Here is a 23,469-nt window from a genome sequence, read left to right on the forward strand (position 1 = left end):
TATAATTTTGTTCAGATGCACAATGAGCAATTGAGAGACAATATTGGCGGTTACCCGCTCAAGACGAGGAGGGAATTCCGGTTGTTTCAGCTATCGGAGAAGCAGGCGCAGGAAATTGTAGACAAGATGATGATGGACATCCCCTATAACATCAACATCATGAACGATCAGGGGATCATCATCGGCAGCGGGCATAAGGCAAGGGTAGGCACCGTTCATCAGGGGGCTGTTGAAGCGCTGTCCACCGGGCACAGGGTTGAAGTCATGGAGGACGGGCGATATGAGAAAAAAGGCACCAACGAACCGATTGTCATAGGCAACACCCGCGTAGGTGTAATCGGAATCTCCGGCAGCCCGGAAGAGGTCCGGCCCTTCTGCAATATCGTGAGGACCACGGTATCGCTGCTCATTGAACAAAGAAACACGCTGGAGCATCTGGCCAGCGAAGCCAGCCGCAAGAAGGCTCTGCTGGAGATGCTCCTTGACCATCAGGGAGCATACTCCCAGAAGCTGCGAAAAGAAGCCGCGGCCTATCAGATCGACCTTCTGCAGAAGACCACCGTGCTGTATCTCAAGCATGTGCAGCCGGAGCTTGATGAGGCAAAGCTCTTGTTCCTGCATCCGTCCTTCCAGCTCGACGGGGATACATGGGTAATCCTGGTCCAGAACCGGCCGGACTGCAGCCGGCTAATTGCGGAGCTGCTGCATAATCAGCCGCAGCTCCTGCTGGCTTCGGGCCGGCTGGAGGCCAGTATCGCGGAGGGCTACCGCCAGGCCAAAGCTGCCCTCGGCGTTCTTCTGGCACTCCGCCCTGCTGAACAATCGATCCGCTACGAGGATGCGGAATTCATGGTGAAGCTCAGTCAGGCGAAGCTGTCAGACAAGCCCGGCACGGCGATTAAGCTGGAGGATACCGCCGATCTGCTGGAGACGCTCCGCAGCTTCATCAATCACAATTGCAGCGTCTCGCAGACGGCTGAGCAGCTGAATATCCACCGCAATACACTGCAATACCGCCTGAAGCGGATCGAGAGCATCACCGGCAAGGACCCGAGGAACCTGCTGCAGCTCTTCGAGCTTACGCATGAGCTGCTGGCGCTGTATAAATAGATACTATAGCCTTCATCCGTTCAACCACAAAACACAAATCTAGGGCCCCGGGGAAATCTTATTCCCGGGGCCCTAGTTTGCACATTCTATTCGGCTAGCTTCAGCAGCCTGGCGATATTCTCGCAGGTGCGCTCGACGTTGGCGGGACCGTCAGCCAGCAGCTTCTCCAGGCTCGAAGCGCCGGGAACGATGCCGAAGACGGCGTCGATTCCTTCGGCGTAGAGCGTCTCGATTCCCTCGCCGATGTAACCGGCCAGGGCGATGACTTTTTTGCCGCTGGCCTTGGCGGTGCGGGCTACGCCGTACGGAGTTTTACCGAATTTGGTCTGGAAGTCAATCCCGCCTTCTCCGGTGAAGACGAAGTCCGCCTGCTCCAGCTTCTGCTGAAGCCCTGTGTATTCAATCACGATCTCAATTCCCTTCTGCAGCGTGGCCTGCGTGAAGATCATCAGACCCGCGCCCAGTCCTCCGGCGGCACCAGCTCCGGGAAGATCACGTACATCCTTGTGAAGCTGCTGCTTCACAACCGCTGCATAATGGGCCAGATTGGTGTCAAGCTGCTGCACCATATCGGGTGTAGCCCCTTTTTGCGGACCGAATACGGCTGAAGCCCCCTGCTCCCCGCAGAGCGGATTGGTCACATCGCAGGCAACGATGAGCTGAACCTGCTGCAGTCTCGCATCAAGCCCGCTAACGTCAACACTCGCCAGCCGCCCCAGGCTGCCGCCGCCGCGAGGGAGCAAGTTCCCAGCTTCATCCAGGAATCGGGCGCCGAGCGCTTCGGCCATTCCGGCACCGCCGTCATTGGTGGCGCTGCCGCCGATGCCGATGATGATTTTGCGGATACCACGGTTCAGACATTCCAGAATCAGCTCGCCCGTACCATAGGTGGTGGTGATCAGCGGATTCCGCTCCGCCTTGTCCACCCGCTGAATGCCGCTGGCTGAAGCCATCTCGATGGCCGCCGCCTGGCCGTCACCGAGAATGCCGAATTGTGCCGTTACCGGATGTCCCAGCGGTCCTGCGACTTCTAAATAATGAATCTCTCCGCCGGAAGCGTCGACAAGGGACTGTACGGTTCCCTCCCCGCCGTCAGCCATCGGAACATGAATGTAGGTTGCTTCAGGGTATATCTTGCGGAGCCCGGTCTCCATCGCTGCACATACTTCTTTCGCGGTCATGCTCTCCTTGAAGGAATCCGGCGCCAGTACAAAGGTTCTCTCTCTCATTTCCACACCTCATCTATATGATTGATCTTAGAGTAAAAATCCGTAAACCAGCGTAGCCACAATCGTCATCGTGCCGCCAACGATGGCCTCATACGGGATGAGCCCCATGCGCTGCTTGATCGACATTTTCATACTATCGGCCGTGACATGGAAGTAAGTGCCCTGCGGCAGCGAGTCGATGACCGTAGCTCCGGTATGAACCATCACAGCGGCAGCCAGCGGAGCGGTGCCCATATTCAGGATGGCCTGCCCGAAGGAGCCGGTGGCGACAATAACACCCGTGGATGTTGAGGCGGTAGCCGCAGCCATTAGTATCCCGGAGATCGGTGCCAGGAACGTCCCGGAAATCCCGGACAGCTCAATCAGATGCACGACCTGGGCGGACAGATCGGAAGCGGAGATCAGACCGGCGATGCCGCCTGCCCCAATTAGGATCAGTACAGTTGCGGTCATTTTGCTAAGGCCGGAGGATGTATACTGCAGCACCTTGTTGCCTTGCCCCATCGCCAGCATCCCGATGATCCCCGCCAGCGGCAGAATATAGAGCGCATCCACCTTAAGCTTGGTCAACGCTTCGATCCCGGAGATGGAGCCGATCGGGTTAATCATGAGCAGGACGATGGCCACAAGCGGAGCCACAATAGCTCTGCTGAGCGGCGGGTAAGCGGCCGTATTCGCGTTATCTGTCCCGTTCGCAGCTTCGCCCGGGGTAACCATGACACCTTTTTTCTTCAGCAGGGTTGCTAAGATAACGGTTACAATTAATCCGCAGATTGCCGGGATTACACCTGCCAGCATGACATGGCTCAGATCAAGATCAAAGCCGCGCGCAGCAGCAATCGTATTCGGATTCGGTGAGATAATATTACCTGCCTTCCCCCCGCCCGACAAGGCCAGCAGCAGCGCCAGCTTCGAGATCTCCATTTTGTTACCTACGGATAAAGCGATCGGAGCCACAATCAGCACCGCTACCGGGATGAATACGCCCATTGCCGTAATGACCATCGTGGCCAGCGCGAGGGCCAGAATGGCCTTACTTCCGCCGAACTTTCGGACAATAGCCTGGGCTATGGCTTCAGCCGCACCCGACTCCATCATCACACCAGCCAGCACACCGGCGGCCAGCACCCGCAGCACCGTGCCCATTACACTTTGTGTACCGCTTACAAGAACGCTCACGGTCTGTTCGAGATTGGCTCCGCCGATCAGCGCCCCTACAATGGCACCCAGGAACAGAGCGTAGACCGGATTTAATTTCTTTAGGATCAGAATAATGGCAATTGCCAGTCCTGCAAGCGCTCCATACCAACCAATGATTAATCCTTCCATTTCAAATATCCCCCTAAGAACTTGTTGAACACGCTCTCATTATAAGGTCTCGGGGGAGGAAAAGAATATTGATGAACGGACGAAATGCATTGTGCAAGTGACCAACGGATTAGGGGTTGTATGGGATCATTGCTCCATCAGTGTGGTTAACAGCTTTTGCTGATTGCGGTACTCCAGCGGGCTTACGCCTTCGCTTTCTCTGAATACTCTGTTAAAATTCTTGGTGTTCCCGAAGCCTGACCTACCGGCTATTTCATAGATTCTATCCTCCGTATCCCGCAGCAGCTCCTTCGCCTTATTGATCCGCAGCCGCTTCAGATAGCTTACAAAATTCTCTCCGGTGTAGTCCCGGAAAGCCTGGCTGAAGTAGGAGTAGTTAAAAGACACTTTGCTTGAAACCATCATCATGTTGATGTTATGCGAATAATTGTCGTGGATGTATTGCAGGGCATGCTCTATTCCCTTATTCTCCTTCTGTATGGGTATGGTATCGGGAGTAGGCTGCAGAAATGAATCTTCCACTGTAACTTCCGCTTGCTCACAGGCCGTATGAAACTGCTCCATGCCCAGGTGAAGATTGCTTGCCGAAACGTTAAGCTCCTCTTCAATCCGCTCCAGCACTTCAGCTAATTCCTCACGAATGACCGGCTTAAGCAGGTACTCATTCACTTCATAGCGGATAGCGGCTCTGGCATACGAGAAATCATCATACCCGCTCACAATTACAATGGCGGGCCTGGGCCTGAACTCCTGAAGCTTCTTAATCAAGCCAATTCCATCCAACTCGGGCATACGAATGTCCGTAATCAGAATTTCTATTTTCATTGATGCGATCATGTCCAGGGCCTCAAAGGCATCACAAGCCAAGTGGATATCATAGCGCCCTGCAACCTCCCGCTCAATCATGGCCCGTAGCCCGCACCGGATATTCTTCTCATCATCTACAATCAGCAGCTGTCTCATAGGCTCTGCATTCCTCCTCTAACTGATGTCAACAAAGGTAGCTTCACCCTCACTGTGGTATAACTTCTCTGTCTGCTCTCTATGCAAATTCCATAATCCTCTCCATAATGCAGCCGGATGCGCTGATTCACATTACGCAAGCCGATTCCGTTATGTCCTGTGCTATACCCGGCAGTCTCCTGCGTTAATTGATTGAATTCTTCGTCACTCATGATCAACTTGTGATTCAACTGCTGTAGCCCATCCGCTGGAATTCCGATCCCGTTGTCAGTTACCTCTATGTAAAAGAATTGATCATCCGCATACGCTTGCACATTGATTATCAGCCCGTCCCCCCTCATCAGAGCGGAATACATCCCGTGCTTCAACGCATTCTCAACGATGGGCTGCAGCGACATTTTTAATAATTCATGAGCATGGAATCTGTCTTCTGCTTGAATCTCAACCTTAAGCTTCTCATCGTAACGGATGTTCATAATCGAGATGTAATGCTGAATATGCTTCAACTCGTCTGCCAGCTGCACGGTATCGCCAGTCCATCTAAGATTGTAACGCATAATGCTGCCGAGTGAAGTAAGTGCATCCGATACGGTGTATTGGCCCTCAACCTCAGCGAGCATTTTCAAATTCTCCAGGGTGTTGTACAGGAAATGGGCATCGATCTGATTGCGTAAGGCTTGAAGCTCCGCTTCTTTAGTGGCAGCGCTGCGCTGTACAGCTTCCGCAATCAAGCCATTGATGGTGCCCAGCATCTCCCTGAAGTGGCGCGCCAGCTCACCGATCTCATCACCGCCCTGCACATCGATCTCCACATGAAAGTCACCTTTGCCTACCTTCTGCATCGACTCCCTCAGTACATGCAGCTTTTTTAGAACAATAGATTGAATCCAGTAAGTAATGACCGCAAGCAGAACCAGCAGAAGACTGATGATCAGAATAACCCTGTTTCTGGTGCTGTCAATTTTGGAGTAGGTGCTCTGCAGAGAGATAACGTTAACCAGATCCACATGTAAGCGGTCGATGGGCTCAAGGAGATACAGGAAATCTTCACCCCCCGCTGAAAATTGCAAGGATGACCGGCCTTCCTGCTTAACCTTAACGGCAGCCTTCAAGATTTGAGCTTGATTCAAACCTGGGAGCGGCTCCATACTGTTGGTGTACAATTTGCTTTGCTGATCTATAATGAAGAACCTTGAATCGCGTTCCCCGCTGTTGTTATACGCCTTGTCAAAAAGATCCTCAATCCGCATTTCAACTTTGACAATGCCAATGTGCTGCTTGTTGGGCAGGTTAAGTCTGACCGCCAAGGCGACCATGGAGCTTGACCGTTCGTCCACCATTGTACTGCTATTCTCGAATATAGAATCCTCTGGCTGGATCTCCCATAAGGCATTATCCTTCTGATTCATCAATTTCGTGTACATGGGGCTGTCCTTAATCCGTTCTTCCTGATAAATAATCGGCCATAGCTCACTGACCCGCGGATTGTTGACGAAGAAACGGACACTCGCAATATTGGGATTATTAAACAACACGCTCTGTAAGTAATTCAGCGAGTAGTCCTGAAATTGTTTGAGCTCTTTGACTCCGGGCTCCTCTTCAGCGGTCACATACTCCCCCAGACTCCTGTCTGAAATGAGCATAAAGAATGACTTTTCCATTACTTCAATCTTGCTCATGATCTCTTGTCTCTCGTTCTTGAGCTGATAGCGGTTCTCCTTAATAATGTCATTGACGGTATCCTGATAGAAACCAGCAAACAAATAGTTGGAGATCACAATGACCGGGACCAGAATAATGACGATATACGCCCCGATCAACTTCATATGAATGGATAAATCAGCAAACCACCTTTTCCACTTCCCTGCCGAGCTCCTGATGCTGGCCATCTCCTGCCCTCTTTTCCTCCAACTGTTCTAATATCATTATTATATTTCATTAGTTACCTCATCATAAGGCTTCAAAGTTCAGCCAGGGTTGCAGGATTTTAGGTATATTGCGTATTGGGAGGGGATGGGACTTTCCATAATGTTTATCAAAAAATTATTTTCATGACATATATTGGCTCACAGTTTCGCGCTATACTCTATTGTAAGCGTTATTACAAATGTGCTAACGGAGGGGATTTCATTCGTGTATACCCGTATCATCACCTTCATGAACAACCTGAAGCTCAGGACCAAGCTCTTCCTCTCCTTCGGCAGTGTTGTCCTGATTCCGGTGCTTATTGTGGGGGTGTTCCTGACCAGTGAATTGCGGAATATGGCGATGAATAATGCGCTGAAGCAGATTACGGCGAATGTCGACCGTGTGAAAAAGCGGACCAGCGAGATGCTGAACGTTCCGGTGGATATCGTCTACCGCCTGTCCAATGACAGCCGGCTGGAGGAGGCCGCGAATCACCGGTACGAATCGGTCTATGATGTGGTGCAGGCCTACTGGGATTATCCCGACTTCCGGGATTTCGTCCGCCTGTACAAAGAGGTCTCCAGCATCCGGCTGTATATCGACAACCCGACGGTGCTTAACAACTGGGAATTCCTCCAGGCTGACGAAGCGGTTACCCGGGAGCCGTGGTACCAGCTCGCCCTCGCCCAGAAGGGGCTGGCGTTCTGGAGTTATATTCCTGACAGCCGGAACGGCCAGTACTATCTCAGCCTGATCCGCAAGGTCGACTTCCTCAAGCAGCGCACAACCGGTGTACTGGTCGTGAATGTTAATTCGGATCAGCTCAGCAGTATTCTGAAGCAGGAGAGCTTCGAGACCTTTATCGTTGATGAGAATGACAACGTTGTCGCCTCCAACCGGGCGGGCACTCTCGGCAAGTCGCTGCGCGAAATCAACCTTAAGCCGCTGTCCACCCTTGCGGGGCACGGGCCTGCGGATATCACGATTGACGGGCAGTCCTTCAAAATGCTGATCGACGACTGGCAGCCCGAGGGCAGCTTGAACAGCCTGCGGATTATCTCTATTTTCTCGGTAGAGAGTATTGTGAGTGAGCCCAACCGGATTATTTCCCTGGCTTCTTCCGTCATTATCTCCTCCCTATTTCTTGCAATCATCCTAATCTACTACTTCTCCCGCCTGCTCACCGGACGCATGCTGCATCTCAGCAAGCATATCTCCAAGGTTGCCTCCGGCAATCTGGAAGCCCGGCTCGTGATCGACGGCAAAGATGAGATCGGCCAGCTGGCCCGGCAGTTCAACCACATGGTCCGCAATGTCAATGACCTGATGAGCGAGGTGCAGGAATCCAACCAGCAGAAGAATGCCATCCTGCTGAAGCAGAATGAAATCAAATTCAAAATGATGGCCAGCCAGATCAATCCCCATTTCCTGTTCAATGCCCTGGAGTCTATCCGGATGAAGGCCCACACCCGCGGCCAGACCGATATTGCGCAGGTTGTCCGGCTGCTGGGCAAGATGATGCGCAAAAACTTAGAGGTCGGCGGAGGCAGAATCACCCTGCAAAGTGAGCTGGAGACCGTGAACTGTTACCTGGTTATCCAGAAATTCCGCTACAATGACCGGCTGGCCTACGAGCTATACGTAGATCCGGCAGCGAATACCCTAAGGATTCCGCCGCTTATTATTCAGCCGCTGGTGGAGAATTGTGTCATTCACGGCCTGGAGGACCGGATCGACGGCGGAATGGTCCGGGTAGATATCCGGGTGGAGGATGGCCTTCTTAAGGTGCAGGTCTCCGATAACGGTACCGGAATCTCACCTGACCGGCTCGCAGAGCTGCGGCAGATGCTGGACAACAACGATGACTATGAGACCCACAGTATCGGAATGCGTAACATCCATCTGCGGCTGAAGCTGACCTATGGCCCGGAATGCGGCCTGGTTCTGGCCAGCCAGAGCGGATACGGCACACAGATCAGCTTCGCCATCCCTTTAAGGAGTGATTCCTATGTATAGTGTGTTAATTGTTGATGATGAATTGTCGATCCGCGAAGGACTAGTCACTCTGCTGGATTGGGAGAGCCTCGGCTACCGGGTGGTAGATACAGCAGCCAATGCGGTTGAAGCCAGGCATAAGGCTAAGCTGTATTCCCCGGATCTGATGATTGTGGATATCCGTATGCCCGGGAAGGATGGGCTGGAGCTGATCGGCGAGCTGCGGGAGGATCATGAGGAGCTGCATATTCTCATATTGAGCGGCTATGCCGACTTCAGTTATGCCAAGCGGGCGTTGTCTTACAATATCGATAACTATCTGCTTAAGCCGGTTGATGAGGAGGAATTGCAGCTGTATCTTACCGGCCTGTCCACCGTACTGAATGCGCGGCAGGCGCACCGCAAGAATCATGAGGCTGTTAAGGTCTGGAGCCGGGAGATGCTGGTGCAATCCCTGCTGATGGAGAGCAGTCTGCATCCCGCCCCCGCGCTGATGGAGTCGGCGCTGGAAGCGGGGCTGCTCTGGGATTCCTACCAGATCGTGCTGATCCGGCTGCTGCTGCAGGATTCTGCGGACAACGGGCCTTCCAGCAGCGTCAAGTCCCGGCTGACCTCAAGCTTCGAGGACAACCGCTCTGGCATCGTTTTCGCGCTCGATTCTTATCTCGGGGTGCTGCTGCAGCCCTCGTACCAGAAGGAGCTGGTAAGCAAACGGATGGCCGGGCAGATCCGCGAAGCCGCTGCCGCTGAGGGACTGGAATGCATCATCACCGCCGGGGATATGGTGGACAGTCTGACTGAGCTGCAGGTCTCTCATCAGTCCGCGCTGGCGCGGATGAAGGATCACTTTTTCTACGATGAGCCGGGGATGATCGGCCCGGATTCCCTCAAGCTAAAGCAGGGGATGCCTGCGAATCCCCAGGATACGGAGAGCAGGCTCACTCCCGTAATGGACCGACTGTATTTTGCCCTGGATACCGGCAATCTCCGTGTAATCACTGCCCTGATCCAGGAAGCAGGGGACCTCATGGCTGCTGCCGGCTCATCCGAGATGGCGGTGAAATCCTACTATGTCCGGGCCGTCACCTCCATGTCAGGCAAGCTGTCCGTTCATTATAAGGAGCTTAGCGCTGCACAGAGCCGGATGGAGGAGCAGATTCAGCAGATCTACAGGCATACCTCCCTCCCCCAGCTCCAGCGCTATATCTCAGGTCTGCTGGAGGAATATGCTGCCGGGATTATCCGCGATGATATAGATGTCCTGATGAAGCGGATGGTCGATCTGATCCACCGGCACTATGACGAGAATCTGAAGCTGGAGACGCTGGCCGATGTGTTCACCTATAGCAGTGCGTATCTTGGGAAGCTGTTCAAGAACACCATGGGCTGCTCCTTCAATACTTATCTGGATACGATCCGCATTGAGAAGGCCAAGGAGCTGCTGGACCAGGGCTGCAAAATCCATCAGGCAGCCAGCAGTGTCGGCTTCAGCGATGTCGATTATTTCCGCGAGAAGTTCAAAAAAATCACAGGCATTTCCCCCTCCGCTTACCGGAGAAAGGAGCCTGAGAACGCTTTTTCAGAAAGCGCTTACGAAAAGGACTGATTTCCCCCTGTTTTTACACTTAAATCTTCGGGTGTTTCCCGGCCAGGCGGCAGATTATGATAAAGCTATATCGAAGGAGGGACATAAATGAAAGCGATTACCACCGCGATGAAGCCGGAGCCGAAGAAATCCTCCTCCAGCTTCTGGGGGAAATTCCGGCAGCAGAAATACCTCTATATGATGGCTGTTCCTTTTGTCCTCTGGGCCTTTGTCTTCAGCTATCTTCCGTTATGGGGGTGGATGATGGCCTTCCAGAAGTATAAGCCGGGCAAATCCTTTTTCGAGCAAAAATGGGTCGGCCTCCAGTACTTCCGGGAGCTGTTCCAGGATGAGCAATTCTTCAACGCCCTGCGCAATACGCTGGCCATGAGTATCATGGGACTGCTGGCAGGCTTTATCATTCCGATTATCTTCGCTATTCTGCTGAATGAGGTACGGCTGCAGGTGCTGAAGCGCTTCGTTCAGACGGTGTCGTATCTGCCGCACTTTGTGTCCTGGGTGGTTGCTGCCGGGATCATTACCAAGATGCTCTCCACAGACAACGGCGCAGTCAATGACCTGCTAATGGGCCTTCATATCATCAGTGAACCGATTCAGTTCATGGCCAAAGGCAATCTGTTCTGGGGCATTGTCACCGCATCGGATGTGTGGAAGGAGACGGGCTGGAATACCATTATCTATCTCGCCGCCATCTCGGGCATCGGGCCGGAGCTGTACGAGGCAGCCAGGGTGGACGGGGCCAGCCGGCTCCAGCAGGTGCGTCATATCACTTTTCCGGGCATCCGGACCACCATCGTGATCCTGCTCATTATCTCGATTGGCCATCTCACCAGCATCGGGTTCGAGAAGCAGTTCCTGCTCGGCAACAATCTGGTGCGTGACTACTCGCAGACCCTCGACCTGTATGCCCTGAATTACGGGCTGGGGATGGGACGATTCTCCTTCGGGACGGCAATTAATATTTTCAACTCCGTGGTGAGTGTGATTCTGCTCTTTACTGCCAACGGCATCTTCAAAAAAATAACCAAGGAAAGCATCATATAGGAGGCCCTGCTCATGATTAAAAAACTGGCTGCGGCCTCCTGGTCGGACCGCATCTTCGATTTGGTTGTCTATCTGGCGATTACGGTAGTAACTGTTGCTACGCTGTACCCTTTTCTGAACGTGCTGGCGATCTCCTTCAATGACTCGACGGACAGCATCAAGGGCGGGATTACGATCTACCCCCGGGTGTTCACCTTCAAGAATTATGAGACGATCTTCGCCTTCTCCGGCCTGATTACCGGGTTCAAAATTTCGGTGCTGCGGACGATTATCGGGACTCTGCTCGGACTGGTCAGTGCGTCCATGCTGGCCTTCACCTTAAGCCGGGTAGACTTCCAGGCCCGTAAGTTCGTCTCCACCTTCCTGGCACTGACGATGTATGTATCGGGAGGTCTGATTCCCTTTTACATTCTGATCAAGGATCTGCATATGATGGGCACCTTCGGCGTGTATGTCCTGCCCGGTCTGGTGAGCGCCTTCAATGTGTTCGTGATCCGCTCCTTCATCGACGGTCTGCCGTACGCCCTGCAGGAATCCGCCAAGCTGGACGGAGCCAATGACTTCACCATCTACTGGCGTGTTATTCTGCCGCTGACCAAGCCAGCCTTGGCAACCATCGCCCTGTTCCTGGCCGTCGGCCAGTGGAATGCGTGGATTGACACCTATCTGTATAACGGCTCGAAGGACTCGCTGACCACGCTGCAATTCGAGCTGATGAAGGTCATTCAGAGCACCACGACCAATGCGGATAATTTCCGCGGGCGCAATATGACTGAGGTCATGGCCCAGATCTCCCCGGAATCAGTCAAAATGGCGATCACTATTGTCGTTACCGTTCCCATTCTGATTGTCTATCCGTTCCTGCAGCGCTATTTCGTCAAAGGCATGACGCTGGGTTCGGTTAAAAGCTAATCTGCTAAAGCGGTATCTTCAGGCTGACGCCTGTGAATACAATATGATTTTCACCAGACAAAGGGAGGGTATCTATTCATGACAAGAAAGACGGCGAAACCGTATGTGGCGCTGATGGTGCTGACCTTGCTGCTCAGTGTGCTGGCAGGCTGCGGCGGTGGCAATAATAACGGCAACAAGAATACGGCTGAGAATACCGGGGCCAAGGCGACGAACAGCGGCAATGCCACGGCAACGGCTGAGGCTACGGCTGCGGCTGAGGACTTAAGTCCCCTGACACTATCCTTCTTCGCGGAAGACCCCAATCCGAACTGGAACAATATGAAGGATGAGGTCAGCACTGTCATTACGCAAAAAACCGGCGTCACCCTCGATGCCGAATTCGCTGTCGGTGATCCGCAGCAGAAGATTGCCCTGATTGCAGCAGGCGGTGAATATCCCGACATTATCTCGGCTAAAGGTGATATCGGCAAGCTGGTGGATGCCGGCGCGGTCCTGGATCTGACCGATCTGATCGATAAGCATGCCCCTAACATCAAGCGCGTGCTCGGTGATAATCTCGCCCGGGCCAAGTATACGAACGAAGACCAATCGATCTACGCAATCCCGACCTGGGCAGCGGTGGATGAGAAGAAATTCGTAGCGGGCGGCGGCTTCGAGCTGCAGCACCGCGTACTGAAGGAAGCCGGATACCCTGAGATTAAGACGGTCAAGGATTATGAAAATGTCATTAAGGCGTATCTGGATAAGCACCCTACCGATGAGAACGGCAACAAGAACATCGGTGTCTCCCTGAACGCAGACGACTGGCATATGTACATTTCCGTTACTAACCCTGCGGTAGCCACTACCGGCGGCTCCGATGATGGTGAATATTACGTCGATCAGGAGACTCACGAAGCGATCTACCACTTCCGCCGTCCGGAAGAAAAGGAATATTTCCGCTGGCTGAACCACATGAATGATATCGGCCTGCTTGACAAAGAAAGCTTCGTGCAGAAATACGACCAGTATAAAGCCAAAGTAGCCACTGGACGCGTGCTCGGCCTGATTGACCAGGACTGGGACTACAATGACGCGCAGCAAGCCCTCAAAACGGCCGGCAAATTCGATCAGACTTACGGACACTATCCGGTCACACTGACGGATGAATTCAAGGAAACCAGCTTCTGGCCTACCGGCTTCATGGGCGGCTACGGTATCTCCATCTCCACAACCAACCCCGATCCGGTCCGGACGATCAAGTTCCTGGATTTCCTGGCCTCCGATGAAGGTCAGATCCTGAACAACTGGGGAATTGAAGGCAAGCACTATAAAGTGGAGAACGGCAAACGCGTAGTTCCGCAGGAAGTCCAGGACCGCATCAACAACGATAATACCGCCTTCACGAAGGAAACAGGCATTGGCTTCTACTGGAACATGATGGTTCACTATGGTGACGGTGCCAAGGATTCCACGGGCAACTACTACACTAAGAACTTCCCTGAGCAGCTGGTGCTGGGCTATAGCGATGTTGAGAAAGAGACGCTGGCAGCCTACAAAGCTACGACTTGGAAGGATCTGTTCCCGAAAGAGGAAGAATTCAAGGAAAAAGCATACGGCGCTGCCTGGAACATTGCTATCCCTGGCGAGGATGAAGTCTCCATCTTGGGCAATAAAATGAAGGATATTACGTGGAAGCGCATCCCGCAGGCGATTCTGGCCAAACCGGCTGAATTCGATAAAATCTGGGATGATTACATGGCCGATCTGGAAAAAGCCGGCGTTAAGAAAATGGAAGCTGGCTATACGAAGTATGTGCAGGACCGTGTGGAGCTGTGGAGCAGCAAATAAGCTATTCAGATAGCTTGAGCTTAAATGCACAGATAAAGGAGCAGTCGCCACTGCGGAGATTTTGGACTTCCGGCCGCTGTTGTTTCCAAATTTCTTGATTTATGCCGCTCTAAGCGGTAGAAATCCGGAAACAAAGGCGGGCGCTAGCGCTCCTACAGTTTCAAAATCTCCTCCGTCGCTCCCTCCTTTATCTGAGGATTTATAGTTCCACCTATATTTCATTGCAGAAGGACACCCGTGCGGGAAAATCGCACGGGTGTTTTTTGCTGCGCTATAAGGATAGTTTGTTATGCAGCTCGCGGTAAGTTTTGTTGATCATTTCGGTGTATATGGAAGGCGGGTATTCCTTCACCTGATCATAGGCGAACTGGGACAGCCGCAGTGCTTCCTCCTTCATACCCCGGCGCATACAGATCTGTGCCCGGTAAGCAAAAGCTGTCAACAGGTTGCCGCGGTCAAGCGGGTGGTAGACCTGATCACCCGGCTCGGCCTTGGACAGGCAGATCAGCGCTTCATCGTCCTGCCCAAGATGATACCAGGCGATGCCGGACATGAGCTGAACGCTTGGCGCGTACTGTTCATCCTCCTGCGGATACTGCTCTGCCAGCGCAAGAACCTTACTGTACTCTCCCTTAGCTACCGCGAGTCTGATCTCTCCGATCAACACCAGCTTCAGTGAATCCTGAGATTCGGTGAATTCTGCGAATGCTCTGGCCTTCTTCAAGGCCTCCTCTGCCGCCAAGGTCTCTCCTTCGGTCAGCGCCAGAATCCCGAGCACCCGGTAGAGATGATCCGTCATATAGTAGATCCCCTCTTCCCGCGACACCTGAAGCGCCGCCAATGTAACTTCACGGCTTCCCGCATAATTCCCCAGGGCAGACAAGCTAACGCTCTCGGCATAATGAAGATCGATTTCAAAGATAAAATCATTCCCCACCTTGTTAGCCTCGTACTCCTTGCGGACCCGGCGGATCAGCTCCAGCCCTTCAGCGTACCTGCTCTGTGCGAAATTTAGGGCATAGGAAATATACTGCACCTTCGCCCGCTCCACGAATAAGCCGAAGCGTTCATAGATTAGCGCTGCCCGCTCCAGCTCCGCTTCTCCGCCTCCGTCTCCTGTATAGAAAAGGGAGCTTACATAGAACTCCAGCAGACGCGCAGCGTCAATCGTCATCGGAAGCATACGCTCCGTGAGCGGCTGGAGCCGCTGGATGACCTCCCTGTAATTCTTCGCCTTGAACTTGGCCTCCATCTCCCGGACAAGCGGAGCCAGCTCAGCCTCCTCCTCGCCTTCGAGGAAGTAGCCCGGGTCAACTCCCAGCCGGCCGGCCAGAACTTGCAGGCTGTTCATCGAGGGCAAGGCGCGTCCATTCTCGATTTGGCTCAGCATGCTCTTGGTCATATGGTCTCCGGCAAGGTCCGTCTGCGTAAGTCCCTTAGACTTGCGCAATTGCTTGACTTTCTCTCCGATAGTTTGTTTGGTGGTCATCTGCTTGCCAACTTTCCAGGATGCTTTTCTTTTCAGTATAGCTTACCTATACCCTAAGAGAAAGCTGGAAATACGGTAAAGTTAAATTGAATTAAACTTTTTATTGCATTCCTGAACTTTTACTCATACAATAAGTTTAATTAAATTTAACTTTTGACTAGGGGAGTGCTATTATGTCTCAAATAACATCCGCAACCCATGATAAGGCAGCGACTAACCGTAACATATTCCTCTTCTTCGGCAGCAAGCTGATCTCTGTTCTCGGCTCCAGTATGTATACCTTCGTAGCCGGTCTGTACATTCTGAACGAGACTGGCTCAGGGAGCAGCTTCGCCGTTACACTGCTCTGCGGGCTGCTGCCCGGAATCCTGCTGTCCCCCTTCGCCGGTGTGCTCGCCGACAAAGTTAACCGCCGCAGACTGCTGATCGGCTCGGACCTGGCCAGTGCCCTAATTATGTCCCTAGCCTTTCTGTTCGTCTCGCTGGAGGGATTGTTCCTATGGACTATCTATCTGTCGCTCATTCTATTATCTATCTGCTCTACCTTCTATAGTATTTCAGTCTCTTCCTCGATGATGATGCTTGTAGACAGCGGCTCCGTCCAGCGGGCCGGATCACTGAATCAGATTGCCGGATCGGCTGGCCACCTGCTGGCTCCAATTCTCGCCGGTCTTCTGTATGCCTTCCTTCCCCTTCAGGATTTCATGCTGCTGAACGCAGCAGGTTTCACCGTTTCGACCGTGATGGGCTGCATGCTGAGATACATGCCGACTCCACGGCTTCAAGCTGCCGGTGAACCTGCCAAAGCCGCAGGCCCCCAGCCGCTCCGCGAACGTCTGGGCACTGCTGTTAACGGGGTCCGCACGAATCTGAAGGAAGGCTTCGCTTATGTGATCCGCCGTCCGGTCCTCCGCTCCCTGATGGGGATTGTGTTCTGGATTAATTTCTTCGTCGTCGCCCTGAATGTTGTGCTGCCCTACGTTGCAGTACAGACACTCGGACTCTCCTCGAAGCAATATGGAGTTCTCGAAGCGATGCTGGCGGCAGGCGTACTTCTGATGTCGCTGCTGCTTGCTGTACTTCCCCAGAGCAAGAGTCCAGTGAAGCCGATCCTCGGAGGCTTAAGCGCACTGGGAGTGTTATTCCTCGCGCTGGCAGTGCCGCTGCTGCTTGATTTCACCCCGAATGCCACCTTCCTTCTCTTCCTGCCGCTGCTGATCCTTATCGGCGTCATGATTATGGTCATTAACATTCCGGTTCAGGTCTATCTGCAGCAGACTACCGAGGAAAAGTACCGTGGACGCGTATTCGGTCTGGTAGAGGGCACCGCCGGTTCCATCGCTCCGCTCGGAATGCTGCTCTATGGAGTCCTCCTCGACCGGCTTCCCGGCTCACTCATTCTGCTCGTCTCCGGTGCAGCTATTCTGGCGGTCACCCTCGCCGGACGGAGAAGCCTCATCCGCAGCGGTGCCGCAGAGCAGCAGGCGACTCAGGGGAAGACAGAGCAGGCGGGAGCCTGAATGTCTGAATTGACCATAGCTGGCAAGCTTTCCTATTGATACGCTTAACACAGCAGAATTCATTCAAGGAGGCTGAACGCAATATGTACGCGCACCACAGACAGACACTGGAGAAGCTGGCGGAGAAGCTGGAGCAAGACCCTTCTTGTCTGGCGGCAATCACCAGTGGATCAGTAGCCAAGGGAACCGCCAGCGAGACCTCGGATGTGGATGTCCATCTGGTCTTCACCGATGAAGCCTATGCGGAATATGAGCGGAACGACAGGCTCTCCTATGTGGACCGCGAAGTCAGCACCTATGAAGGCGGATACGCCGATATCAAGGTAATTAACCGGCGGTTTCTGGAGCTTGCAGCCCGGCAGGCCAATGAGCCGACAAGGTATGCTTTTACTGGTGCAGAGGTGCTCTTCTCCAGAATCCCGGAGCTGGATGAGCTGGTGGCCCGGATTCCCGTCTATCCTGAGGAGAACCGCGAGCGCAATTTGCAGGACTTTTGCGCCCAGATCTATCTATTCGGGCTGTATTTCGCCAAAGAGGCAACCCGGAAGGACGACGCCTACCTGCTCGCCCATACTGCCAGCAATCTGGTCTTCTTCAGCGGAAGAATGATCCTGGCTTATAACCGCATGCTTTTTCCAAGCCACAAGGGGCTGCTGGATGCCGTCGGTGCTGCGGAAGCCCAGCCGAAGAATTTCCGTACGCTGGCAACAGAGCTGCTGCAGTCGCCCAGCGCAGATAAGAGTGTACGCTTCGCCGCGAAGATGCTGACATTCTATAATCACGGCCTTTCCTTCGAGCAGGCGCTGGGAATATATGTGCTGAACAACGAACGCTCCTGGACAGAGCAGCCGCCTTCGTTGCAGAACCGATAACACACAAGCAGCGGCTCTCCGGTACCGGAAGTCGCTGCTTGTGTGTTTAGACTATTGGCGGGTTTGCTTCACAGATAGACCCGGCGCTGCTGCGCCTCGGCCCAGATTCAGGAGCTCTTCATTTGTAAGCCGTGATTAATGAAATGGATAACCGCAATAGTGAGCTGCTCAATATTATCATCCTCGTTTGTCTCATACCAGTAGTAAGCAGCATTGTAAATGGCCGCACTTATCATGGCCGCGTTGATAGCTGCATGGACCGAATCCCCGCTTCTTCTCAAAAGAGATTCAATGCTCCGATGTAAAGTCCGCTTCATTGTACTATCAACTTGTGCGGCAACCATTTGTTCAGGGATCATGTTGTCAAAGGCCAGAGCTGTAATTTCTTCCAGCAAAGCAAATTTATTTTAAAGCATCAAATTTCATAATCTGTTGCTTAACATACGTTTCGTGAATATCTGCTGGTTGTATTCATGGGAATATCGTACTAATATCATATCAAACAAGTGTTGCCTAAACAACTTGTGACTACTTATTTAAAAAGGAAGGAATGGATATAACAATGAAAGCAATAGCTTTAACCGGCTTCGGAATTCCTGAATCGTTGGAGGAGCAGGAAGTGTCTGTTCCTGTAATTAAAGACACCCAGGTACTCGTGGAGATGCACGCCTCATCCATAAATCCTGGAGATGCTCATTTACGCTCAGGTGCAATTGAGCAGGGTCCGATGGGGGCAATGTTTCAAGTCCAGTTTCCGTATATTCTTGGTTTCGATGTGGCGGGTATTGTAAAGGAAGTTGGCACATTGGTGCAGCATCTCAAACCAGGTGACCGTGTGATGGGGATGGTCCCCACTGGTTCTTACATGGATTATGTAGCTGTAGAAGAGGATCACCTTGCTGTTATCCCGGAGAGTCTTTCCTTCGAAGAGGCTGGAGCCATACCTACGGTTACATTGACGGCCTGGCAAGCCCTGGTTGAGCATGGCAGACTTCAGCAGGGTCAGCGTATTCTTATTCATGGAGGCGCAGGGGGCGTAGGGCATGCCGCAATTCAATTAGCGAAGCAACACGGAGCGTATGTAATTACGACGGCGAGGGATTCCAATCGTCCATTCGTCATGGAATTAGGTGCGGATGAAGTAATTGATTATACAACAGATGAATTCGTAAACAAAATTTCCGAGCCTGTAGATATCGTTTTGGATACCATCGCGGACCCATCCACATTTGAAACAGGATTGCCAGGAGATACTGGAAATGAAAGCTATGCTGTTCTGAAGAATGGAGCAAAATATATTTCAATCGTTGCCTTTGGGATTGGACAAACTCCAAAGGTCCGGGACATAGACTCGGTTTTTTTTCAAACAAGACCTAACCGTGCCGATCTGGAGACTATAATCCGTAATATACAGGATGAGAAATTGCGCATTCATGTAGATGAAATATACCCATTTACCGCCCAAGGCCTATACCAGGCATACCGTAAAAGTGAGATGCAGCCTAAACGCGGGAAAATCGTGATTAAGAAATGAGGGTGAGATGAAGATAAGAGTAGAAATATGGTTCGATTATACTTGTCCGTTTTGCTATATTGGGAAAAAAAAGTTTGAAGCCGCCTTGGAACAGTTTGATTATAAAAATGAGGTAGAAATCGTGCTCCACAGCTTTGAAATGGTGACTGGCTATTATCCGCACGCAGGAGAATCGATTTACGAAACGGCTTCCAAACATGCAGGGATGAGTGTCTCCCAGGCAAAGCATGCCTATATGCAGGTTACTGATATGGCAAGAATGACAGGCCTCGATTATCGATTTGATCAGACCATCCCGGCAAACACCTTTAACGCACACCGCCTAACACATTATGCGGCCGCCCATGGGAAAGCTTATGCACTCTCGGAACGTATCTTCAAAGCCTATTTTACAGAAGGACTCAACATAAACGACCCTAGTACCCTTGCCTTACTGGCAGCAGAAGCGGGTCTGGATGGGACGAAATCACTGGCGGTCCTGGAGAGTAACCAATACACAACAGAAGTGCATAAGGATGAAAAAGATAGCCGCCTTGCCTCCGTACGGGGAATGCCGTATTTTCTGTTTAATGAAACATATTCCATATCGGGTGCCCGGGATCAATCAGTATTCAAAGAGGTGCTGGATCAGGCATGGTCCAAGGTGGAGACTGTATCCGATGATAATACCGAATCCGCCACCAGCCCCGGATGTCTGGATGGCTCCTGTCCTATCAGGTAATCATGCCACTAGCAGCGACTCTCCGGTTAGGGGGGCGCTGCTGTGGCGTTTGTTTCGGTCATCGTCGGTCTGCTTCACAGCTAAACCCGGCACCGCTGAGCCCCGGCCATGATCCGGGCTTGCAGCTGCACCCGTTCCCAGGTAGCGCCCAGACCCTCGGCTTGTTGCCCGCTCATGATCGCCGCAAAAGCCTCCAGCTGGCCCACATAATAGTTCAGCGGTTCGAATTCACATAGGGTGGTGCGGTTGTCCGGCAGATCATGCCGGATTTTGAGCTTGTAGAACCCTTTGATCGGCCGGAAGAAATCCGGAACCGTCAGCACCGTTTGGTCGAAATACAGGGTGTGCGAGGCCCGGTATGGCAGCTCGAAGGAAGTGAGGCACTCGGCCCTCAGCCCGTTCTTGTATTGCAGCGCTGCCTGAAAGGTCCAGTCGCAGCCATCCGGCCCGTCAAAGGCCGACTGCGCCAGGATCTCCTCCGGCTGAAGACCGGCAAGGGTCTGCACGAACTGCAGCCAATAGCAGCCCAGATCGGCAAAAACACCTCCGCCCTTCCCCTTGACACTCCGGTAATTCCCGGCATGCCCGTTCTTGGCAGGAATGGAGATCCGGGTGCTGATCCTGCGCAGCGCGCCGAACTCGCCCGAATCGACGATGCCCTTCAGCGTCTGCTGCCATGGGTGACAGGCAATCATCATCCCCTCGGCGAGCTTCGGAGCAGCAGGGTTGTTCTTCGCCAGCCTTAACTGCTCCGCTTCTTCAGGATGGAGACAGATCGGCTTTTCCACCAAGACATGTTTGCCCGCATTCAAGGCCCGGATCGCCCACTGAGCATGTAACTCATTGCTGAGCGCAATATACACTCCATCCAGCCCATCAAGCTCCAGCAGCTCCTCCAGACTACCAGCCACATAGGGAATCTGGTACGCCTCGGCCATGGCCTCTGCTTTCGCCAAGGTACGGTTGGCAATCGCCGTAATCTTCACCTTGTCCACTATCCGTGCCGGTTCCAGCATTGCTGGAACCGCAATATTCGAGGCGCCCAGAATGCCTAGCTTATAGGTTACCTGCTCTACCATACTGCTCATACCTGAGCCAGCGCAGCATAGGTGTTCAAGTACAGCACATTACATTTGGAACAGGCGGGGGATAAGCCTTCATCCAGAATCCGCCGCAGCCGGTCGTAACGCGCAGAATTCCATATGTCTGTCAGCGTCTGCTCTTCCACATTGCCAATGGCCAGCTCGCCAAAAAATTTACACGCACTCACCATCCCGTTCGGGGCAATATCCACCCGGGTGCTGAGCGCCAGACATTTGGAGGTACTGCGGGACAGCATCGGCTTCCCGGCCACGAAATCCTCAATCTCATCAAAGTCCAGCCCCGGCTGATAGCGGATTCGGGTATTGCGCCAAGTGTTGCTGTTGATCCGCTTCAGGTCTTCGGTCAATCTGGTGATATTCTCCGGCTTAATATGGTATTTGAACGCATGCCAGCTGCTCCGGTGATCCGGCGGAAGCTCGGCCAGCCACTGGAAGTGTTCATCGTAGAAGCGGTCCATCGCAAGACTGGTGTCTTCCGAGATATACCAGGGGAAGCAGAGCAGAACCAGATCTACACCCTTGCGCTCAAAAAACTCCACCAGCTCATACAATCGGCCGATCATATTATCATTAATGACATTGTGCACAGAGATCCGGCCCCGGAAGCGGCCCTGCTCGCGCAGCTCCAGCAGCCGTTCGACACATTGGACCACCTTCTGAAAGGACCCTTTGCCGCGCAGGAAATCATGCTCCTCCTGGAAGCCCTCGATTGGAATCAGCAGCTCCAGGTTGTCGGAGATCGCGCACAGCTCCTCTTCAAACTTCGGGATCATATAGGCATTGGTGCAGATGGTCGTGTCCCGGGGATGCTCCTTCAGCAGCTCCAGAATCTCCTTGGCCTGCCGGTGAAACAGCGGCTCCCCTCCCCATAAATACAGGCGGGACTGCGCTTCGTCCGTCTCCTCCAGCAGCCTCTGGATCATTCCCAGATCCATATCCAGATTCTGCTCGGCGGTATCCATATCATGATGGTAGCCATCTTCATTCCATTGATAGCAATGCTTGCACCGCAGATTACAGCGGTTGGTCAGCTTGAGGGACATAATCTCCGGCATTACGGTCCGGAAGCCCGGATCAAGCTTGCGCTCTCTATGCGGTACCACGACATTTCGAATCGTACGCTTCAAAGCCTCGAAGGACTTAGCGTCCAGGCTCACTCTACTGGTAGGTTGCATTAGCTTCTCCCTCCTGCTGTGGATAATTGTCCGGCATAGCTTGCCGCATAGTCCGGGTATTGAGCTCTAGCGGCTCTGAGATTATTCGCCAGCTTGCGCAGTTTATCATCATCATATCCTGACGCGGCCCACTCCCCGTAAGTGATGCCGTAACCAAGCCCGACCCACAGATTACTGTTGATCTTCTCATGCGGGCCGAAGGGGTCGAGCAGCACAAGCGGTGTACCCGAAGCCAGGGAATCTATCAAAGCGCCGCCGCCCGGCTTGCTGATGACAGCGGACGCCTGCCGGATGACTCCGTACATCCCCTCCCCGTAGCTCTTGCAGGGCGGGAAACGCTCCGTCCGGTTACCGGTTACCTCTGCAAATGGCGGGAAGGTATACTGCCCGCTGCCGTCCTTCGTCCAGGTCCTCCACTGCGGATCATTCATATAATAACGTCTGCCTCGGACAGGCCCGCCGATCTCCTGAGTGCTGTAAGCGGCAATATCCAGCTCGAACCCCGCCGACTCCAGCGCGTCAAATTTCTCGCGGAAGGTTCCGATCCCCCAGCCGCCCCCATGAACGACCAGCCGCCCGTTTCTCGCCGCAGCAGGCAGTGCTTCCCCAGATCCGGCATCGATGCTGAACAGAATCTCCTGCTTCCCGGGATCATACAGGCTTACTTCACGGTAGCCTTCCGCGTAAGCCGGATTCAGCTTGCGCAGATTCTTCCACGATGGCGACAGGTCAGCGTCAATATACAGCAGGTCAGCATACACGCTTACCCCCGCCAGCTCACGGTACTGGTCCATGACATGCACCCAGTGCCCGGACAAGACGATGAAGTGCTGCCGTTCCTCCTGCTTCCATTGCTGCAGCAAATGCTCAACGGCTGCGGGATCAAGGCTGCTTCTGATATCGGACGGTATTTTTTGTGAAGTCAGGGCAACGGCGAAGCTATGCTGGTATGCCCTGCGGCTGTTGTCTGTCTGTTCTTTTTTGTGCTCAGGCATTAAGGTCTCGAACACCTCAATCTCCGCCTGAAGGCCCAGCGCGGTTAACTTGCGTTCCAGCAGCAGACCAGGGACATAGAAGCCCAGGCCAAAGCCTGAGCATAGAATCGTCACGGTGTTATTCATTGGAG

General features: G+C 53.1%; 19 protein-coding genes. 10 read left to right on the top strand and 9 right to left on the bottom strand.

What is annotated here, in order from left to right; translation table 11 throughout:
- The first annotated feature begins 81 nt into the window (after positions 1–81).
- Positions 82–1,110, top strand: a complete 1,029-nt coding sequence (locus MKZ07_RS13035) for a CdaR family transcriptional regulator (RefSeq protein WP_036698629.1) — start codon at positions 82–84, stop codon at positions 1,108–1,110.
- Between the two features lie 86 nt (positions 1,111–1,196).
- On the opposite strand, the gene MKZ07_RS13040 is transcribed toward MKZ07_RS13035, so the two are convergent.
- The 4 genes from MKZ07_RS13040 to MKZ07_RS13055 all read right to left on the bottom strand — a co-directional run bounded on the left by MKZ07_RS13040 (position 1,197) and on the right by MKZ07_RS13055 (position 6,520).
- Complete coding sequence (locus tag MKZ07_RS13040) at positions 1,197–2,339, bottom strand: glycerate kinase (protein WP_036698631.1); 1,143 nt, start codon at positions 2,337–2,339, stop codon at positions 1,197–1,199.
- A 27-nt stretch (positions 2,340–2,366) separates the two neighbouring features.
- Positions 2,367–3,668 carry a GntP family permease gene (locus MKZ07_RS13045; RefSeq protein ID WP_036698633.1) on the bottom strand — a complete coding sequence of 434 codons (1,302 nt, stop codon included), beginning with the start codon at positions 3,666–3,668 and terminating at the stop codon, positions 2,367–2,369.
- A 126-nt stretch (positions 3,669–3,794) separates the two neighbouring features.
- Positions 3,795–4,631: a response regulator transcription factor gene (locus MKZ07_RS13050; protein ID WP_036698635.1), complete on the bottom strand. Its 837-nt coding sequence runs from the start codon at positions 4,629–4,631 to the stop codon at positions 3,795–3,797.
- Positions 4,628–6,520, bottom strand: coding sequence for a cache domain-containing sensor histidine kinase (locus tag MKZ07_RS13055; protein ID WP_036698636.1), 1,893 nt, complete (start codon positions 6,518–6,520; stop codon positions 4,628–4,630). Before MKZ07_RS13055 ends, MKZ07_RS13050 begins: the two co-directional genes overlap by 4 nt.
- Positions 6,521–6,764: 244 nt before the next feature.
- Here MKZ07_RS13055 and MKZ07_RS13060 point away from each other — a divergent pair, with 244 nt between their 5' ends.
- The 5 genes from MKZ07_RS13060 to MKZ07_RS13080 all read left to right on the top strand — a co-directional run bounded on the left by MKZ07_RS13060 (position 6,765) and on the right by MKZ07_RS13080 (position 13,929).
- Positions 6,765–8,555, top strand: coding sequence for a sensor histidine kinase (locus MKZ07_RS13060; RefSeq protein WP_084649029.1), 1,791 nt, complete (start codon positions 6,765–6,767; stop codon positions 8,553–8,555).
- Entirely contained in the window at positions 8,548–10,140 is a 1,593-nt protein-coding gene (locus MKZ07_RS13065; protein ID WP_036698638.1) for a response regulator transcription factor, read from the top strand. The genes MKZ07_RS13060 and MKZ07_RS13065 overlap by 8 nt, the downstream gene beginning before the upstream one ends.
- An 87-nt stretch (positions 10,141–10,227) precedes the next feature.
- Positions 10,228–11,184 carry an ABC transporter permease gene (locus MKZ07_RS13070; protein WP_036698640.1) on the top strand — a complete coding sequence of 319 codons (957 nt, stop codon included), beginning with the start codon at positions 10,228–10,230 and terminating at the stop codon, positions 11,182–11,184.
- 12 nt (positions 11,185–11,196) lie between these two features.
- Positions 11,197–12,096: a carbohydrate ABC transporter permease gene (locus MKZ07_RS13075; RefSeq protein WP_051478569.1), complete on the top strand. Its 900-nt coding sequence runs from the start codon at positions 11,197–11,199 to the stop codon at positions 12,094–12,096.
- Positions 12,097–12,174: 78 nt separating this feature from the next.
- Positions 12,175–13,929 (top strand): ABC transporter substrate-binding protein, encoded by a 1,755-nt coding sequence (locus tag MKZ07_RS13080; protein ID WP_036698643.1) that lies wholly within the window; start codon positions 12,175–12,177, stop codon positions 13,927–13,929.
- Between the two features lie 271 nt (positions 13,930–14,200).
- Here the strand turns inward: MKZ07_RS13080 and MKZ07_RS13085 are convergent, their stop codons facing one another.
- Positions 14,201–15,418, bottom strand: coding sequence for a helix-turn-helix domain-containing protein (locus tag MKZ07_RS13085; RefSeq protein ID WP_036698645.1), 1,218 nt, complete (start codon positions 15,416–15,418; stop codon positions 14,201–14,203).
- 173 nt (positions 15,419–15,591) lie between these two features.
- Between MKZ07_RS13085 and MKZ07_RS13090 the strand changes: the two genes are divergently transcribed.
- Both MKZ07_RS13090 and MKZ07_RS13095 read left to right on the top strand, forming a co-directional pair.
- Complete coding sequence (locus tag MKZ07_RS13090) at positions 15,592–16,938, top strand: MFS transporter (protein WP_341026067.1); 1,347 nt, start codon at positions 15,592–15,594, stop codon at positions 16,936–16,938.
- Between the two features lie 83 nt (positions 16,939–17,021).
- Positions 17,022–17,810: a nucleotidyltransferase domain-containing protein gene (locus MKZ07_RS13095; RefSeq protein ID WP_036698647.1), complete on the top strand. Its 789-nt coding sequence runs from the start codon at positions 17,022–17,024 to the stop codon at positions 17,808–17,810.
- A 107-nt stretch (positions 17,811–17,917) separates the two neighbouring features.
- Here MKZ07_RS13095 and MKZ07_RS13100 read toward each other — a convergent pair whose 3' ends face one another.
- Complete coding sequence (locus MKZ07_RS13100) at positions 17,918–18,205, bottom strand: hypothetical protein (protein ID WP_143804214.1); 288 nt, start codon at positions 18,203–18,205, stop codon at positions 17,918–17,920.
- A gap of 167 nt (positions 18,206–18,372) precedes the next feature.
- On the opposite strand from MKZ07_RS13100, the gene MKZ07_RS13105 reads away from it, so the two are divergent.
- Positions 18,373–19,344, top strand: coding sequence for an NADP-dependent oxidoreductase (locus MKZ07_RS13105; RefSeq protein WP_341027980.1), 972 nt, complete (start codon positions 18,373–18,375; stop codon positions 19,342–19,344).
- Between the two features lie 7 nt (positions 19,345–19,351).
- A complete protein-coding gene (locus tag MKZ07_RS13110; protein ID WP_083677737.1) occupies positions 19,352–20,065 on the top strand; it encodes a DsbA family oxidoreductase in 714 nt (237 codons plus the stop codon).
- An 80-nt stretch (positions 20,066–20,145) separates the two neighbouring features.
- Here MKZ07_RS13110 and MKZ07_RS13115 read toward each other — a convergent pair whose 3' ends face one another.
- From MKZ07_RS13115 to MKZ07_RS13125, 3 genes are read right to left on the bottom strand one after another with little or no spacing between them, the layout of a single operon-like run.
- The gene (locus tag MKZ07_RS13115; RefSeq protein ID WP_051493885.1) at positions 20,146–21,153 is read right to left on the bottom strand and encodes a Gfo/Idh/MocA family protein; all 1,008 of its coding nucleotides are present in this window, start codon (positions 21,151–21,153) and stop codon (positions 20,146–20,148) included.
- Positions 21,150–22,343 carry a radical SAM/SPASM domain-containing protein gene (locus MKZ07_RS13120; protein ID WP_036698653.1) on the bottom strand — a complete coding sequence of 398 codons (1,194 nt, stop codon included), beginning with the start codon at positions 22,341–22,343 and terminating at the stop codon, positions 21,150–21,152. Before MKZ07_RS13120 ends, MKZ07_RS13115 begins: the two co-directional genes overlap by 4 nt.
- Positions 22,343–23,464 (bottom strand): hypothetical protein, encoded by a 1,122-nt coding sequence (locus MKZ07_RS13125; protein WP_036698654.1) that lies wholly within the window; start codon positions 23,462–23,464, stop codon positions 22,343–22,345. The genes MKZ07_RS13120 and MKZ07_RS13125 overlap by 1 nt, the downstream gene beginning before the upstream one ends.
- Positions 23,465–23,469 lie beyond the last annotated feature (5 nt).

It is taken from the genome of Paenibacillus sp. FSL P4-0338 (genome assembly GCF_038002365.1).
GTDB lineage: Bacteria > Bacillota > Bacilli > Paenibacillales > Paenibacillaceae > Paenibacillus_AQ.

Excerpts from the sequence above, each read along its gene's own strand:
- MKZ07_RS13040 (WP_036698631.1), bottom strand. The coding sequence starts at position 2,339 with ATGAGAGAGAGAACCTTTGTACTGGCGCCGGATTCCTTCAAGGAGAGC.
- MKZ07_RS13045 (WP_036698633.1), bottom strand. The coding sequence starts at position 3,668 with ATGGAAGGATTAATCATTGGTTGGTATGGAGCGCTTGCAGGACTGGCA.
- MKZ07_RS13050 (WP_036698635.1), bottom strand. The coding sequence starts at position 4,631 with ATGAGACAGCTGCTGATTGTAGATGATGAGAAGAATATCCGGTGCGGG.
- MKZ07_RS13055 (WP_036698636.1), bottom strand. The coding sequence starts at position 6,520 with ATGGCCAGCATCAGGAGCTCGGCAGGGAAGTGGAAAAGGTGGTTTGCT.
- MKZ07_RS13065 (WP_036698638.1), top strand. The coding sequence starts at position 8,548 with ATGTATAGTGTGTTAATTGTTGATGATGAATTGTCGATCCGCGAAGGA.
- MKZ07_RS13070 (WP_036698640.1), top strand. The coding sequence starts at position 10,228 with ATGAAAGCGATTACCACCGCGATGAAGCCGGAGCCGAAGAAATCCTCC.
- MKZ07_RS13075 (WP_051478569.1), top strand. The coding sequence starts at position 11,197 with ATGATTAAAAAACTGGCTGCGGCCTCCTGGTCGGACCGCATCTTCGAT.
- MKZ07_RS13080 (WP_036698643.1), top strand. The coding sequence starts at position 12,175 with ATGACAAGAAAGACGGCGAAACCGTATGTGGCGCTGATGGTGCTGACC.
- MKZ07_RS13085 (WP_036698645.1), bottom strand. The coding sequence starts at position 15,418 with ATGACCACCAAACAAACTATCGGAGAGAAAGTCAAGCAATTGCGCAAG.
- MKZ07_RS13090 (WP_341026067.1), top strand. The coding sequence starts at position 15,592 with ATGTCTCAAATAACATCCGCAACCCATGATAAGGCAGCGACTAACCGT.
- MKZ07_RS13095 (WP_036698647.1), top strand. The coding sequence starts at position 17,022 with ATGTACGCGCACCACAGACAGACACTGGAGAAGCTGGCGGAGAAGCTG.
- MKZ07_RS13105 (WP_341027980.1), top strand. The coding sequence starts at position 18,373 with ATGAAAGCAATAGCTTTAACCGGCTTCGGAATTCCTGAATCGTTGGAG.
- MKZ07_RS13110 (WP_083677737.1), top strand. The coding sequence starts at position 19,352 with ATGAAGATAAGAGTAGAAATATGGTTCGATTATACTTGTCCGTTTTGC.
- MKZ07_RS13115 (WP_051493885.1), bottom strand. The coding sequence starts at position 21,153 with ATGAGCAGTATGGTAGAGCAGGTAACCTATAAGCTAGGCATTCTGGGC.
- MKZ07_RS13120 (WP_036698653.1), bottom strand. The coding sequence starts at position 22,343 with ATGCAACCTACCAGTAGAGTGAGCCTGGACGCTAAGTCCTTCGAGGCT.
- MKZ07_RS13125 (WP_036698654.1), bottom strand. The coding sequence starts at position 23,464 with ATGAATAACACCGTGACGATTCTATGCTCAGGCTTTGGCCTGGGCTTC.